Source organism: Streptomyces sp. SID11385 (assembly GCF_010548245.1).
Taxonomy (GTDB): Bacteria; Actinomycetota; Actinomycetes; order Streptomycetales; family Streptomycetaceae; genus Streptomyces.
The window spans coordinates 1-14,428 of record NZ_JAAGLR010001003.1 but is presented as its reverse complement, the minus strand read 5'-3'; the positions used below and the strand labels follow the sequence as shown (position 1 = coordinate 14,428).

Below are 14,428 nucleotides of genomic sequence, written 5' to 3'. Positions count from 1 at the left end.
GTGCGGCACGCTCGCCGACCACGCGCTGCCGACGAAGACCTGAGCGGGGCGGAGGGCCGAGCGGGGTGCGGCGCCGGGTGGCCGGCCGCGCGGTCCGGTGCGATCCCGTGCGATCCCGTGCGGCGCCGTACGGTCTCGGGCCGGTCAAGGAGGTCATGGGAGAGGAAAACGGGGTGGGGCGCGCACCGGCGGCGGAGCGCTTGCGTCTAGCGTGGGGCCGCCGCGGTACACGAAGGAGCCACCCCCATGACGTACAGCACGCCCGGAATCCGCCACGAGCACCTGCTCGCGGTGATCTCGAACCAGCCAGGCCCGGGGAACTTCTTGCGCACCGTCCTGATCGTCATGGTGGTCGGGGCGATCTTCCTCGCGTGGCTCCTGCTGCGCGGCTACCGGCAGGGCAACGAGACGCAGGACGCCCCGGCGCGGGAGGCGGAGCGGGTCCCGGCGAGCCGTCCCGCCGAGGCGGCGGCCACGGGCGGTACGGACCGTACCGACGAGGCGACCGCCGGCCCCGGCACGTCCCCTGCCGCCGACACGTCCCGTACCGCCGAAGCGGCCCGCGGCGCCGAAGCGCCGGGCTCCGCCGAGGCGGGCGAGCGGTCCTCGTCCGAGGACTGACCGCGGCGCGGTGCGCGGAGCGCCGGGCCTGACGAGGACTCGGCATTCGGCGGAGGGCTCGTACCCCTGGAACTGAGTCGGCGTGAGCGCCCGGGAGCGGCCCGCATACGATGGGCGCGAACTTATCCCCCTCTCACCTCGCGATTGGTCCTGCCGACGATGAGCCTCTCCAGCACCGCGATCCAGCTGCTCCCCCTCGCCGAGGGCGAGCATGGCGGCAACCACGAAAGCCTCAGCCCCTACCTGACCGGCGGCGGCGCGCTCTTCGCGCTCCTCCTCCTGCTGTGGATCACCACGCGCTTCAACCGCGACCGCTGAACGGCCGCGGAGGGGGCCGCCCGGCCGGGACAGTAGGCTCTGCACGCATGGGAGAGCAGGACATGCCCACTGGCCCGGTCAGCAGCCCGGCGAGCGGCTCCATCAGCACGCGACGACGCCGGCTCGGCGTCATGGGCGGCACATTCGACCCGATCCACCACGGGCACCTCGTGGCGGCGAGCGAGGTCGCGATGCAGTTCGGCCTCGACGAGGTCGTCTTCGTGCCCACGGGACAGCCCTGGCAGAAGAGCGAGAAGCAGGTCAGCCCCGCCGAGGACCGCTACCTCATGACGGTCATCGCCACGGCCGAGAACCCGCAGTTCTCGGTCAGCCGGATCGACATCGACCGCGGCGGGCCCACGTACACGAATGACACACTGCGGGATCTGCGCACGCTCAACCCCGGTACCGAACTCTTCTTCATCACCGGGGCCGACGCGCTCGGCCAGATCCTCACGTGGCGCGACGCCGAGGAACTCTTCTCGCTCGCCCACTTCATCGGCGTCACCCGCCCGGGCCACCAGCTCACGGACGCGGGACTGCCGGCGGGCGGGGTCTCCCTCGTGGAGGTCCCCGCGCTCGCGATCTCGTCGACGGACTGCCGGGCGAGGGTGGCGCGGGGAGCGCCGGTCTGGTACTTGGTTCCGGACGGCGTGGTGCGTTACATCGACAAGCGACAGCTGTACCGCGGCGCGTAGCCGAGAGGGGCACCGGTGAACGACCGAGACAACCCGTACCCGCCGTACGAGGGAGACCCCTACGGCAACGGGCAGGGCGGCCAGGGCTCCGGTCCGTACGAACTCGTCGGCTACGACGCGTACGGCCGCCCCGTCTACCAACAGGCCCAGCAGGTTCAGCAGGCACAGCAGGCCCAGCAGCAGACCGGTCAGCAGCCGGTCGTGCCGCCCCCGCCCGCGCGGGACGGCGGCTACGGCTACGACGCCTACGGCACGTACGCCGGCCAGCAGCAGGGGCCGCCGCAGGGGCAGCCGCAGGCCGGTTACCAGGGCTACGGGAACACCGGCTACGACAGTCAGGGCTACGACAACTCCGGTTACGACAACTCCGGTTACGGCGGCCCCGGTTACGACAACCCGGCCGCCCCCCAGGCACCCGGCGGGTACGAAGCGCAGCAGGCCCCGGGCGCGTACGAGCGGCAGCAGGCGCCCGACACGCGCGTCGAGGAGCCGAAGGCGTGGATTCCGCAGCAGCAGCCCGCGAGCCCCGAGGGCCCGCCGAGCGGTGAACTCCCGCGCACCGACGCGCCCCCGCGACCGCGTGCCGCGCCCCCCGGCGACCCCGCCCAGGGCGAGGACCCGCGGGACTACCGCACGGAGATGTTCTCCTTCATCGAGGAGCCCACCGAGCAGTCCGAAGACGTCATCGACTGGCTGAAGTTCAGCGAGAGCCGCAGCGAGCGCCGCGAGGAGGCGCGCCGCAGGGGACGCAGCCGGATCATCGCGCTCGTCGTGGTCCTCGCCCTCGTCGTCGTGGGCGGCGTCGGCTACCTCTGGTTCGCCGGGAAGCTCCCCGGTTCCTCGGACTCGGGCTCCGGCGCCGCCGACGCGAGCGGCCCGCAGAACCGCGACGTGCTCGTGGTGCACCTGCGCAACACGAAGAAGGACGGCGCCTCCTCGACGATGCTGCTCGTGGACAACACGACGGCGAAGCACGGCTACGCGGTCCTGCTGCCCAAGGACCTCGCGCTCACCGACGAGGACGGCAACGACACGACGCTCGGCAAGTCCGTCTCGGACGACGGCTCCAGCGGCACCAGCGACGCGCTCGACGGGCTGCTCGGCACCGACATCCAGGGTTCCTGGCGGCTCGACACCCCGTACCTGAGCAACCTCGTCGACCTCGTGGGCACCATCGAGGTCGACACGGACGCGGCCGTGCCCGACCCGAAGAAGAAGGGCGGGGACCCGCTCGTCCACAAGGGCGAGGCGCAGAGCCTGAGCGGCGCGATGGCCGTCGCCTACGCCACGTACCAGGCGAAGGGCGAGCCGGAGAGCGCGCAGCTCAAGCGGTTCGCGGACGTCATGCGCGGCATCCTGCGGAAGATCTCCAGCGACCAGCAGTCGGCGACGCTCACGATCCAGTCACTCGCGCAGATCCTCGACCCGCCGCTCACCGACAAGGACCTCGGCGCCTTCCTCGCCAAGCTCTCCGACCTCGCCAAGGGCGGCGACTGGACGAGCACGGTCCTCCCGGTCGAGAAGGACGGCACGCTCACCGAGGCGACGAACCAGAAGATCGTCAAGGACGTGCTCGGCGGCACCGGCAAGACCGGCGGCGGCGCCTCCGAGGACGACACGCGCGTGGCGGTGCGCAACGCGACGGGGAAGAAGGACCTCGCGCAGAAGGCCCGGGTCACCCTCGTCAACGGCGGTTACACCTTCGTCGACGGCAGCAGCACGGACGCGGTCGCGACCTCGGCCGTCACGTACGGCGAGGAGAAGGACAAGGGCAAGGCCGTGGAGATCGCCCGCACGCTGGGCCTCAAGGACTCGGCGGTCAAGAAGGGCAAGGTCGGCGGCAACGCGCCGGTGTCGGTGGTGCTGGGGGAGGACTACACGGGGAAGTGAGGGCGAGCGGCCGGGAGGCGGCCGGGCCCGGCGGCGCGGGGCGGGCCTGGGGGTGTGGGGCGGTCCGGGGGGTTTGCCGGGGCCGCCCCGCTGCGCGGATGGGGAGCGGGTGCACGGGGGCGCGCGGTGGGGCTGGGCCGGCCCCTGGCCCGTACCGGTGGGGTGGGGAGAGGGTTCGTGCGGCCTGCGGCGCGTGCCGCGTCGCGGGCCGGTCGTTCCGCCTTTCGGCCCGTACGGCGCGGCGCCCGGAAAACCGCCGGGAGACGGGGGCGGGCGGCGTGAGACCCTGGAGGTTGTATGCCCGCCTACCCGAAAGCTGTGCAGTGACCGCCACGGACCGCTCCATCGAGCTGATCAAGGCCGCCTCCCAGGCCGCCGCCGACAAGCTCGCCCACGACATCATCGCGTACGACGTCAGCGATGTGCTGTCGATCACGGACGCCTTCCTGCTGGCCTCCGCCCCTAACGACCGCCAGGTCAAGTCGATCGTCGACGCGATCGAGGAGCGGCTCGCCAAGGACCTCGGGGCCAAGCCCGTCCGCCGCGAGGGGGACCGCGACGCCCGCTGGATCCTGCTCGACTACGTCGACATCGTCGTCCACGTGCAGCACTCCGAGGAGCGCGTCTACTACGCGCTGGAGCGGCTGTGGAAGGACTGCCCCGAGATCGACCTCCCCGAGGACGCCAAGGCCACCAAGGGCAAGGGCGCCGAGTACGCGGCCCAGCTCGCCGCCGCCCCCGAGGAACCGGAGTTCGCGGACTTCGACCGCATCGGCATCGAAGGGGAGTAGCGGTGACCATTTCGGCCGCGCCGCGCGGGCGCCGCATCATCCTGTGGCGCCATGGCCAGACCGCCTGGAACCTGGAGCGCCGCTTCCAGGGCGACACGGACGTCCCGCTCACCGAGACGGGCCGCGCCCAGGCCAAGCGCGCGGCCCGGCTCCTCGCCTCGCTCCAGCCGGACGCGCTCATCGCCTCCGACCTGGGCCGCGCCGCCGACACGGCGGGTGAGCTCGCGGCGCTCACCGGCCTGGAGATCACCTTCGACCGTGGCCTGCGCGAGACCTACGCGGGCAACTGGCAGGGCCTCACGCACGAGGAGATCCTCGAACGCCACGGTGACGAGTACACGGCGTGGAAGCGCGGCGAGCCCGTACGCCGGGGCGGCGGCGAACTGGAGACGGAGGTCGCCGAGCGCGCGGCCCCCGTCGTCCTCGCCCACGCCGAAAAACTCCCCGAGGACGGCACCCTCGTCGTCACGAGCCACGGGGGCACCATCCGCACCACGATCGGCCGTCTCATCGGGCTCGACCCCTACCAGTGGGAGGGCCTCGGCGGCCTCTCCAACTGCTGCTGGTCGATCCTGGGGGAGGGGGCCAGGGGGTGGCGACTGCTGGAGCACAACGCGGGGACGCTGGCGGAGCCGGTGTTGGGGGATGAGGTCTGAGGGGGTGCGGTAGCGGGGTGAGGGTGAGGGGTCGGGTGTGAGTTGAGGGGGCGGGGCGGCTGGGAGGTGGCTGGTTGGCCTGGGGAGGGCTGGAGCTCGGTGCCTGGGTGCGTCAGGGCAGCCCCCACCCTCCCTGGGGGGCGGCCCCGTATCCATCCTTTCGCGGTTCGCAACCCCCACCGGACCATCCGCCGAAATCTGTGGATAACTCCGGCGAACCCACGACGCGGCTCACCCGCAAGGGTGGTGAGTGTCGGCCCGTGTCCGCTACGGGGGGAATCCACAACCCGTACGGGGGACAGCTCGCATCCGGAAGCCGTACGGGCGCGGCTCGGGCGCCACGGCCTTGCACCCCGCCCGCCGTCGGACGACCAACGGGGTGCTCGCTCCCGCTGACGTACCGCCTGACGCGCCGACCCACGCCTAGGACGGGGGCACCCTCTCGCGAACTGGTCGGCCCCGGGCCGGCCGCCCTCCCGCCCTCGTGGCCCGGTCCCGGGCCGGATTTCACTTTCCGGCTGGTCACAGGCTAAAGTTCTTCTTGTTCGGCCCGCGAGCGGGAAGAACGCGCGGGGCTATAGCTCAGTTGGTAGAGCGCTTGCATGGCATGCAAGAGGTCAGGAGTTCGATTCTCCTTAGCTCCACAGGAAAAGGTCTCACCTTCGGGTGGGACCTTTCGCGTTGCCGGGACACGTACCGTCGCCCGGTTCCGGCGCCCCTCCCGCCGCCCGCCGGAGGACCGTGTCCGTACCGGTATTTCCGCAGCACTGACCCGGCGGCCCGGCCCGTGGCAGAATCGGACGCCCGGCAGGGGAGACGGGCCTCACAGGAGGGAGCGCGGAATGCCTGTGCACGTCTGCGGGGAGCCCTCTCGCTCTCCCGGAGGCACCCCGGCCTGTGCCGCTCCCGGCGGCGAAGGGCGGAGGTGACCGCTTGGGCGCGCACAGGAGGACGTGCGACTGGTGCGGCAGCGGGACGCCCATCGTCCGCGACATGGAGCCGGTCAGCAGCCGCTACCAGTACTGGTGCGAGGAGTGCGCCCGGGCGCTGATCATCACCGGCGACCCGATCGAGACGTACCGCGAACTGGAGGGCGAGCCGATCTACGGCCGTCTCCTCGACGAGCACTGCACGCTGAAGCGCTTCTACTCCTTCGCCTCCGCCTGACCTCGGCGTTTCCCGCCCGAAAAGGTTGCCGGAAGCGGGACGAGGCGGGCAATCCGCCGCTGGCGACAACGGATTTGGTGGACGGCCGGGGACCCGCTAAAGTTCTCGATGTCGCCAGGGAAACGGCCCGGCCGGACCGGTGACAGCGACTGTGAGACTCCTCTTCGGAGGTGTTGAAGAGTGCGGGGCTATAGCTCAGTTGGTAGAGCGCTTGCATGGCATGCAAGAGGTCAGGAGTTCGATTCTCCTTAGCTCCACAGTGTTTGATCGAGCGGGCCATCCGGTACGGGTGGCCCGCTCGATCGTTTGTGACGAGGGCCGGCGCCCCGCCCCACCACGCCCTGTCCCGCCTGCCCCGGCCCCCGCCGCCCGTCCACGGGCCGGGCATCCCGTGCGGGCCGCGCGGGCACTGCGGTACCCTGACGCCATGCGTGCCGTACGCCTTCTGCTTAGCGAGCCGCGCTGATCAGTCCCCGCCACCTTGGCTCCCGGTGAGAACCCACCGGGCTTCGTGGCCGGAATCGGCGCGGCGTCCCCTCCTGTGCGAGGGGTTTTTTCGTTTCCGGGAGCAGATGCGATCGATGGAGTCTTGAGAACCGATGAGTCAGACGAACCCCTCCGCAGCCGGGCCCGCCGGCGGCGCCGCCGAGACGGCCGCGCCGCACCGCTACACGGCCGTCCTCGCCGCCGACATCGAGGCGCGCTGGCAGGACTTCTGGGACGCCCACGGCACGTACGAGGCTCCCAACCCCACGGGTGACCTGGCCGGTTCCACCGAGCTGGCCGCCCGCCCCAAGAAGTACGTCATGGACATGTTCCCGTACCCCTCGGGCTCCGGACTGCACGTCGGCCACCCGCTGGGCTACATCGCCACCGACGTCTTCGCCCGCTACCAGCGGATGACCGGGCACAACGTCCTCCACACCCTGGGCTTCGACGCCTTCGGGCTGCCCGCCGAGCAGTACGCGGTGCAGACGGGGACGCACCCCCGTATCTCCACCGAGGCCAACATGGCCAACATGCGTCAGCAACTGCGCAGGCTGGGCCTCGGTCACGACAAGCGCCGCTCCGTCGCCACGATTGATCCCGAGTTCTACCGCTGGACGCAGTGGATCTTCGTCAAGATCTTCAACTCGTGGTACGACACCGAGGCCGGCAAGGCGCGCCCGATCGAGGAGCTGATCGAGCAGTTCGCCGCCGGCACCCGTCCCACTCCCGACGGCCGCGCCTGGGCGGAGCTGAACGCCACCGAGCGCGCAGACCTGCTGAGCGAGTACCGCCTCGCCTACGCCTCCGAAGCACCGGTCAACTGGGCGCCGGGCCTCGGCACGGTCCTGGCCAACGAGGAAGTCACCGCCGACGGCCGCTCCGAGCGCGGCAACTTCCCCGTCTACAAGGCGAAGCTGCGGCAGTGGAACATGCGCATCACCGCCTATGCGGACCGCCTGATCGACGACCTGGACGGGCTGGACTGGCCCGAGGCGATCAAGCTCCAGCAGCGGAACTGGATCGGCCGCTCCGAGGGCGCCCGCGTCGACTTCCCCGTCACCACCGCCACCGGCGAGACGCGGGACATCACCGTCTTCACCACCCGGCAGGACACCCTGTTCGGCGCCACCTACATGGTGCTCGCACCCGAGCACGAGCTGGTCGAGACGATCACCCCGGCGAGCTGGCCCGAGGGCACTCACGAGGCATGGACCGGCGGGCACGCCACTCCCACCGACGCCGTCGCCGCCTACCGGGCGCAGGCCGCGGCCAAGTCGGACGTCGAGCGCCAGGCCGAGGCCAAGGACAAGACCGGTGTCTTCACCGGCGCCTTCGCGACCAACCCCGTCTCGGGCGAGCGCGTCCCCGTCTTCATCGCCGACTACGTGCTCATGGGCTACGGCACCGGCGCGATCATGGCCGTGCCCGCGCACGACAGTCGCGACTTCGCCTTCGCCCGCGCCTTCGAACTGCCCCTGCGCTGCGTCGTCGCGCCCACGGACGGCCGCGGCGAGGACCCCGCCACGTGGGACGACGCCTTCTCCTCGTACGAGGCGAAGCTGGTCAACTCCGCGAACGAGCACATCAGCCTGGACGGCCTCGGCGTCACCGAGGCCAAGGCGCGGATCACTCCGTGGCTCACCGCGCGGGGAGTCGGCGAGAGCACCATCAACTACCGGCTGCGCGACTGGCTGTTCAGCCGGCAGCGGTACTGGGGCGAGCCCTTCCCGATCGTCTACGACGAGGACGGCATCGCGCACGCGCTGCCCGAGTCGATGCTGCCCCTCGAACTGCCCGAGATCGAGGACTACTCGCCGCGCACCTTCGAGCCCGACGACGCGACCGCCCAGCCCGAGACCCCGCTCTCGCGCAACGAGGACTGGGTCAACGTCACCCTCGACCTCGGCGACGGACCCCGCACGTACCGCCGCGAGACCAACACCATGCCCAACTGGGCCGGTTCCTGCTGGTACGAGATGCGCTATCTCGACCCGCACAACGAGCGGCAGTTCGTCGACCCCGAGATCGAGCAGTACTGGATGGGGCCGCGCGAAGGCATGCCGACCGGTGGCGTCGACCTCTACGTCGGCGGCGCCGAGCACGCCGTGCTGCACCTGCTGTACGCGCGTTTCTGGTCCAAGGTGCTCTTCGACCTGGGCTACGTCTCCTCCGCCGAGCCGTTCCACAAGCTCTACAACCAGGGCATGATCCAGGCTTTCGTCTACCGCGACAGCCGTGGCATCGCCGTGCCCGCCGCCGAGGTGGAGGAGCGCGACGGCGCGTACTACTACGAGGGCGAGAAGGTCTCCCGTCTGCTCGGCAAGATGGGCAAGTCGCTGAAGAACGCGGTGACGCCCGACGAGATCTGCGCCGAGTACGGGGCCGACACGCTGCGCCTGTACGAGATGGCCATGGGACCGCTGGACGTCTCGCGGCCCTGGGACACGCGCGCCGTCGTCGGCCAGTTCCGGCTGCTCCAGCGGCTGTGGCGCAACATCGTGGACGAGGCCAGCGGTGCCCTGACGGTCACCGAGGACGCTCCCGACGAGGACACGCTGCGCGCGCTGCACAAGGCGATCGACGGCACGCGCCACGACCTGGAGGCGATGCGGTTCAACACGGCGATCGCGAAGATCACCGAGCTGAACAACCACCTGACCAAGGCCGGTGGCCCGCTCTCCCGCCCGGTCGCCGAGGCGCTCGTGCTGATGGTCGCACCGCTCGCGCCGCACATCGCCGAGGAACTGTGGCGGCTCCTCGGGCACGAGGACAGCGTCGTCCACCAGCCCTACCCCGTCGCCGACCCGGCCTACGTCGTGGACGAGAGCGTCACGTGCGTCGTGCAGATCAAGGGCAAGGTCAAGGCGCGCCTGGAGGTCTCCCCGGAGATCACCGACGGTGACCTGGAGAAGGTCGCGCTCTCCGACGAGCGCGTCGTGACGGCCCTGGGGGGCGCCGAGGTCCGCAAGGTCATCGTGCGCGCCCCGAAACTGGTCAACATCGTGACGGCCTGAACCGGGGCCGTACGCGGCGGTACGCGCCCGCAGGGCGTGAAGGACACCGGCGACACGGTGCGTGAACACGTTCATGCACACAGCGTGCGCGAAGCTCACGCACCGTGTCTATAGGGGATTTCCCCTAGGGGGTGGATCAGGGTTCGCGAGGGAACCCCTGATCCACCCTTCGCCGTTTACCTTGGAGAAGTACCGCGTGACTGCCGGTGGAAGGGGACCCGATGTCGGCCGTGCTCATCGTCCTTGCGTTGATCTTCGTGCTGTTCGTCGTCACCGGGGCCTACGTGGTCGTCAAGGTCGCGGGCGCGGCCAAGCGTGGCGTGGACCGTACGGTGAACCAGGCCCGCAGAGCGGTCGAGGACTCCACCCTCAAGGCCCGCTCCTACGCCCGCCCGGGCCCGCACGGGGAGATCGCCGGGCTGCGGATCTCCCTGCGGACCTCGATGCGGGCGACGCAGGAATCCCTCGCCGCGCGCGCGGGCGACGACAGCGGCCTCACCGAGTCCCTCGGCCTCTTCCGCCGCCTGAGCGTGCACGGGCACGCGCTGGACGACGAACTGCGCCGCCTGGAGAACGACCCGGACCGCGAGGCGCTCGCCGCCGAACTGCCGGCGCTCCGCGACCGTACCCAGAAGATCGTGCGAGCGGCGGACGGACTGCGCCACGCGCTCAGGGACCGCGCGCACCACGACGCGGACGACGAGCTGGACGAGCTGAGCCGGCAGATCGACATGGAGACCGGCGCCCTGCGTCACTGGGCCCCCGCGGAGGGTCCCGAACCCGCCCCGCAGCCCTGGCCGGCCGCCCCGACGGTGCCGGACGCCGACACGGTGGCGCAGCGCTGGGACGACGGTGCCGCGCCGGCTCCCGGACAGTCCCCACCCCCACTCGACCAGGCCCGGCCCGCACCGCGTCCCTGGGAGAGCTTCCTCAGGAAGCCGCAGGAGCAGCCCCGTCCGGAGTGACGAGCCGCTCGCCCCGAGCTGCCCGCAGCCCGTGAGTGTTGCCGCTGCCCGCGCGCCCTCCGCTGCTACAGCTCGCCTCGCTCCTCCCGCTCCGGCGGGGGTGGGCTGCCGGGTGCCGCACCGGCCAGGTAACCTCCGAGCCATGTCACGCCATGTCGCGATCGTCACTGATTCCACGGCCTACCTGCCGCCCGGGACGAGTGCGCGACACGGCATCACCTCCGTGCCCCTGACCGTCGTGCTCGACGGCGGCGCGTACGAGGAGGGCACGGAGATCTCACCCGGCGCCCTCGCCCAGGCCCTGCGCAAACACCGTCCCGTGACGACATCGCGCCCCAGCCCCGAGGCGTTCGCTCGCACCTACCGCCGGCTCGCTGAGGAAGGGGCTTCCGCGGTCGTCTCGCTGCACCTGTCCGCCGAACTCTCTGGTACGTACGACGCCGCCGCCCTCGCGGGGCGCGACGCCGCGGTGCCCGTGCACGTCGTAGACACCGGAGCGGTCGCCATGGCGCTCGGCTTCTGCGCGCTGAGCGCGGCCGAACAGGCCGAGACCGGCGGCACGGCCGAGGAGATCGTCGCGGCGGCGGAGAAACGTGCCGCCGGCACTTCGGCCTATTTCTGCCTCGACACCCTCGACCACCTGCGGCGCGGCGGCCGGATCGGGACCGCGCAGGCCCTCCTCGGTTCCGCTCTCGCGGTGAAGCCGCTGCTTCAGCTGACCGGCGGCCGGATCGAGCCGCTGGAGAAGGTCCGCACCACGGCGAAGGCCGTCGCGCGTCTGGAAGAACTCGTGGCGGAGCGGGCGGGTGCGGGGCGGGTGGATCTCGCCGTCCATCACCTGGACGCCGCCGACCGCGCCGAGGTCCTCGCCGAGCGGTTGCGTGCCCGCGTGCCGGGGACGGCGTCGCTGTACGTGAGCGAAGTGGGCGCGGTGATCGGTGCGCACACCGGGCCGGGACTCCTGGGGGTCGTGGTCTCCCCGCGCTAAGGGCGACTCTTCTGCGGAAAGGGGCGCCAGCGAGAGTTATCCACAGGGCAGTTGGTCTCTTCGCTCTCCTTGCCGTCACTCTCGTCACTCTCTTGAGTGAGAGGAAAATTGGGTTTCGCGAAGTTATCCACAGATTTCACTTTCGAGGCAAGTGGTGTCGTAGGCGTCGATTACTTTCGGTGACATGGAACGACGCACAGACATCGACGCGGCGCTCGCCCTCGTGGCTTCCGGCCCCACGTACGCGGGGCGCGGGAAGGCGCCTTGGGCCCGGCACGCGGGGAAGGCACCCCCGCGTGGGGCGCCGGGCGCCGAGGCTCCGCCCGCCTCCTCGCCGTTCACGCGCGGGCTGAGCACGGTCGCCGATCACCTTCCTTTGTGGCTGCGGCTGCGGCTGCGGCTGCGGCTGCCGCTGCGGTCGCGGTCCCGCTTCACGCTCGAACGGCGAGGAGTGCTGGCACTGGCCGTCGTGCTGCTCGGCCTCCTCGGTTTCGCGGGACAGCATTGGTGGTCCGCGCGTCCGCAGCCGGTCGCGGTGCCCGCGGCCGAGCGCGCGGCGCCGGTCGAGGCGACATCGGTGGAGAAGGCACAGGTGAGGTCCGTGCCTCCGGGAGCCGGGGCGGAAGGAGACGGTGGTACGGAGGGGGGCGGCTTGAAGGCGGGCGGTGGTTCCGCTCCCGGTGCGGACCGTGGCGCGCTGGTCGTGGACGTGGGCGGGGAGGTGCGGGAGCCCGGGGTACGGAGGCTGCCGCCGGGCTCGCGCGTCGAGGACGCGCTGCGGTCGGCCGGAGGCGTACGGAAGGGCGCGGACCTCCAAGGGCTCAACCGCGCACGTCCGTTGGTGGACGGCGAACTGGTCTGGGTCGGCTCCCCACCGCCCGGGGGCTTCGCCGCCGCGGGCGGTACGGCGACGACGCCGGGCCAGGCACCCGCCCCGGCCGGTACGGGGACGGGCTCGGCGGGCGGGGGCACGGCCCCGAGCGCGCCCGTCTCGCTCAACGCGGCCTCGCTGGGTCAGCTCGACGGTCTCCCCGGGGTCGGCCCCGTCCTCGCCCAGCGCATCCTCGATCACCGTGCCGCGCACGGGGGATTCGGCTCGGTGGAGGAGCTGCGGGAAGTGACCGGGATCGGTGAACGACGTTTCGCCGAGCTGCGGGAGTACGTGCGGCTGTGAACGGGGTGAAAGAAACCAGGCCGTGGGAGGAAGCCGTCGCGGGAGAAGCGCGGAGGTCCGGGGAAGACAGGCGCGCGGGATCGGACCCCGCGGGGGAGGTGCCGCCTGGGCCGGCGTCCCCTGAGGTGGCGTCCCTTGAGCCACCGCCCCCCGGCGCGGCGTCCGCTGAGCCGCTGTTCCCCGAGATGGCGTCCGGGCTGGTGGGGAAGGGCGCGGACCGGCAAGGGGGTGTGGATCTGCGGCTCGCGCTGCCCGCGCTGGGCGCCTGGGGAGCGGCTGCCCTCGTGCTGGGGCTGTCGGCTCGCGCCGGGTGCTGGATCGCTGTGGTGTGCGGGGTGTTCGGCGGTGGGGTGCTGCTGCTCGGGAGGGGAGCGGGAGGGGAGGGAGCGAGGCGTGGTGGGCGGCGGTGGGTGGTGGCCGCCGTGCTCGTGTGTGTGGGCGCGGGAGCGGCGTCGGCGGCCGTGGGGCGGGCCGAGGTCGAGCGTGGACCCGTACCGGGGCTGGCGCGACAGGGTGCGGTGACGGAGGCGGTCGTCGAGGTGAGGGAGGTGCCCCGGGCACGGCCGTCGGCGGTGCGGGGCGGAAGGGAACTGCCGGGGCAGCTGCTGTGGGAAGGGGAGGTGCGGGAGGTCGAGGTGAGGGGCGGGCGGGTGGTCCGGGTGCGGACGCCGGTGCTCGTGGTGGTGGACGGCGTCATGGAGCCGGGGCGGGAGGAGAGGGCACGGAAGTGGTTGCGGCTGCTCCCGACGACCCGGGTGCGGGCGCGGTTCCGGTGGGGTTCACCGTGGGCGCGGGGGCAGCGGGCGGCCGCGGTGGCGAAGGTGCACGGCGAGGCGGGGCCGGTCGTGGTGGGAGGGCCTTCCGGGGTGGAGCGGCTCGCGGGGAAGCTGCGCGACGGCCTGCGCGGGGCGGTGGCGCCGTTGCACCGGGACGCGCGGGCTCTGTTGCCCGGGCTCGTCGTGGGCGATACCTCCGGGCTGACGCCCGAACTCGAACGGGTCTTCCAGGCCACCGACTTGACGCATCTCCTCGCGGTCAGCGGGGGAAACTTGGCGGTCCTGCTCGCGCTGCTCCTCGGACCACAGGGGCGGGCCGCACTGGCGGAACGGGGCGGGCTCGCGCCCAGGCTCGGGCTGTCGCTCCGGGGAACGGCGGTGGCGGGAGGCGTGCTGTGCGCCGCCTTCGTGGTCGTGTGCGGTGCCGAGCCGAGTGTGGTGCGGGCGGCGGGGTGCGGGGCGGTGGCGCTGGCGGCGCTCGCGACCGGGCGGCGCAGGTCGATGGTGCCGGCGCTCGCCGCGGTGGTCCTCGTGCTGGTGCTGTGGGAACCGTGGCTGGCGAGGAGTTACGGCTTCGTCCTCTCGGTTCTCGCGACGGGCGCTCTGCTGACCGTGGCGCCGTCCTGGAGCGCGGCACTGCGGCGGCGCGGGGTGTCGCCGCGGCTCGCGGAAGGGCTCGCGGCGGCGGCAGCGGCACAGGCGGTGTGCGCTCCGGTGGTGGTACTGCTCTCGGAACGGGTGAGCCTGGTCGGGGTGCCGTGCAACCTGCTGGCAGGGCCGCTCGTCGCCCCGGCGACGGTGCTGGGCTTCGGCGCCCTGGTGCTCGCGCCGCTGGCGCAGGCTCCCGCCCAGGCGCTGGCCTGGTGCGCGGGGTGGCCGGT

General features: G+C 72.1%; 12 protein-coding genes and 2 tRNA genes. All 14 read left to right on the top strand.

From position 1 onward, the window contains the following. The first annotated feature begins 246 nt into the window (after nucleotides 1-246). On the top strand, nucleotides 247-621 hold the full coding sequence (locus G3I42_RS30765; protein ID WP_164290995.1) for a hypothetical protein: 375 nt from the start codon (nucleotides 247-249) through the stop codon (nucleotides 619-621). Between the two features lie 159 nt (nucleotides 622-780). Further along, nucleotides 781-939, top strand: coding sequence for a hypothetical protein (locus tag G3I42_RS37190; protein WP_010286342.1), 159 nt, complete (start codon nucleotides 781-783; stop codon nucleotides 937-939). A 47-nt stretch (nucleotides 940-986) separates the two neighbouring features. Then, a complete protein-coding gene (gene nadD, locus G3I42_RS30760) occupies nucleotides 987-1,637 on the top strand; it encodes a nicotinate-nucleotide adenylyltransferase (RefSeq protein ID WP_164290994.1) in 651 nt (216 codons plus the stop codon). Between the two features lie 15 nt (nucleotides 1,638-1,652). Beyond that, nucleotides 1,653-3,527 carry a LytR C-terminal domain-containing protein gene (locus G3I42_RS30755; protein ID WP_164290993.1) on the top strand — a complete coding sequence of 625 codons (1,875 nt, stop codon included), beginning with the start codon at nucleotides 1,653-1,655 and terminating at the stop codon, nucleotides 3,525-3,527. 323 nt (nucleotides 3,528-3,850) lie between these two features. After that, nucleotides 3,851-4,318, top strand: a complete 468-nt coding sequence (gene rsfS / locus G3I42_RS30750; protein WP_007827137.1) for a ribosome silencing factor — start codon at nucleotides 3,851-3,853, stop codon at nucleotides 4,316-4,318. Between the two features lie 2 nt (nucleotides 4,319-4,320). Then, on the top strand, nucleotides 4,321-4,974 hold the full coding sequence (locus G3I42_RS30745; protein WP_164290992.1) for a histidine phosphatase family protein: 654 nt from the start codon (nucleotides 4,321-4,323) through the stop codon (nucleotides 4,972-4,974). A gap of 571 nt (nucleotides 4,975-5,545) precedes the next feature. Beyond that, nucleotides 5,546-5,618 (top strand) — tRNA-Ala (locus G3I42_RS30740). A gap of 289 nt (nucleotides 5,619-5,907) precedes the next feature. Beyond that, a complete protein-coding gene (locus G3I42_RS30735; RefSeq protein ID WP_009065228.1) occupies nucleotides 5,908-6,141 on the top strand; it encodes a hypothetical protein in 234 nt (77 codons plus the stop codon). Between the two features lie 184 nt (nucleotides 6,142-6,325). Further along, a tRNA-Ala gene (locus tag G3I42_RS30730) sits at nucleotides 6,326-6,398 on the top strand. Nucleotides 6,399-6,740: 342 nt separating this feature from the next. After that, nucleotides 6,741-9,644 (top strand): leucine--tRNA ligase, encoded by a 2,904-nt coding sequence (gene leuS / locus G3I42_RS30725; protein WP_164290991.1) that lies wholly within the window; start codon nucleotides 6,741-6,743, stop codon nucleotides 9,642-9,644. 221 nt (nucleotides 9,645-9,865) lie between these two features. After that, nucleotides 9,866-10,609 (top strand): hypothetical protein, encoded by a 744-nt coding sequence (locus tag G3I42_RS30720; RefSeq protein ID WP_164290990.1) that lies wholly within the window; start codon nucleotides 9,866-9,868, stop codon nucleotides 10,607-10,609. A 142-nt stretch (nucleotides 10,610-10,751) separates the two neighbouring features. Next, nucleotides 10,752-11,597, top strand: a complete 846-nt coding sequence (locus G3I42_RS30715; protein WP_164290989.1) for a DegV family protein — start codon at nucleotides 10,752-10,754, stop codon at nucleotides 11,595-11,597. 184 nt (nucleotides 11,598-11,781) lie between these two features. Beyond that, nucleotides 11,782-12,771: a ComEA family DNA-binding protein gene (locus G3I42_RS30710; RefSeq protein ID WP_239096786.1), complete on the top strand. Its 990-nt coding sequence runs from the start codon at nucleotides 11,782-11,784 to the stop codon at nucleotides 12,769-12,771. A gap of 185 nt (nucleotides 12,772-12,956) precedes the next feature. After that, nucleotides 12,957-14,428 (top strand): ComEC/Rec2 family competence protein (locus G3I42_RS30705; RefSeq protein WP_203607576.1); only part of this gene is annotated, 1,472 nt, incomplete at its 3' end.

What these genes read in the sequence shown, in the direction of transcription:
- nadD (WP_164290994.1), top strand. Translation starts at nt 987, where the DNA reads ATGGGAGAGCAGGACATGCCCACTGGCCCGGTCAGCAGCCCGGCGAGC.
- G3I42_RS30720 (WP_164290990.1), top strand. Translation starts at nt 9,866, where the DNA reads ATGTCGGCCGTGCTCATCGTCCTTGCGTTGATCTTCGTGCTGTTCGTC.
- G3I42_RS37190 (WP_010286342.1), top strand. Translation starts at nt 781, where the DNA reads ATGAGCCTCTCCAGCACCGCGATCCAGCTGCTCCCCCTCGCCGAGGGC.
- G3I42_RS30710 (WP_239096786.1), top strand. Translation starts at nt 11,782, where the DNA reads ATGGAACGACGCACAGACATCGACGCGGCGCTCGCCCTCGTGGCTTCC.
- leuS (WP_164290991.1), top strand. Translation starts at nt 6,741, where the DNA reads ATGAGTCAGACGAACCCCTCCGCAGCCGGGCCCGCCGGCGGCGCCGCC.
- G3I42_RS30765 (WP_164290995.1), top strand. Translation starts at nt 247, where the DNA reads ATGACGTACAGCACGCCCGGAATCCGCCACGAGCACCTGCTCGCGGTG.
- G3I42_RS30715 (WP_164290989.1), top strand. Translation starts at nt 10,752, where the DNA reads ATGTCACGCCATGTCGCGATCGTCACTGATTCCACGGCCTACCTGCCG.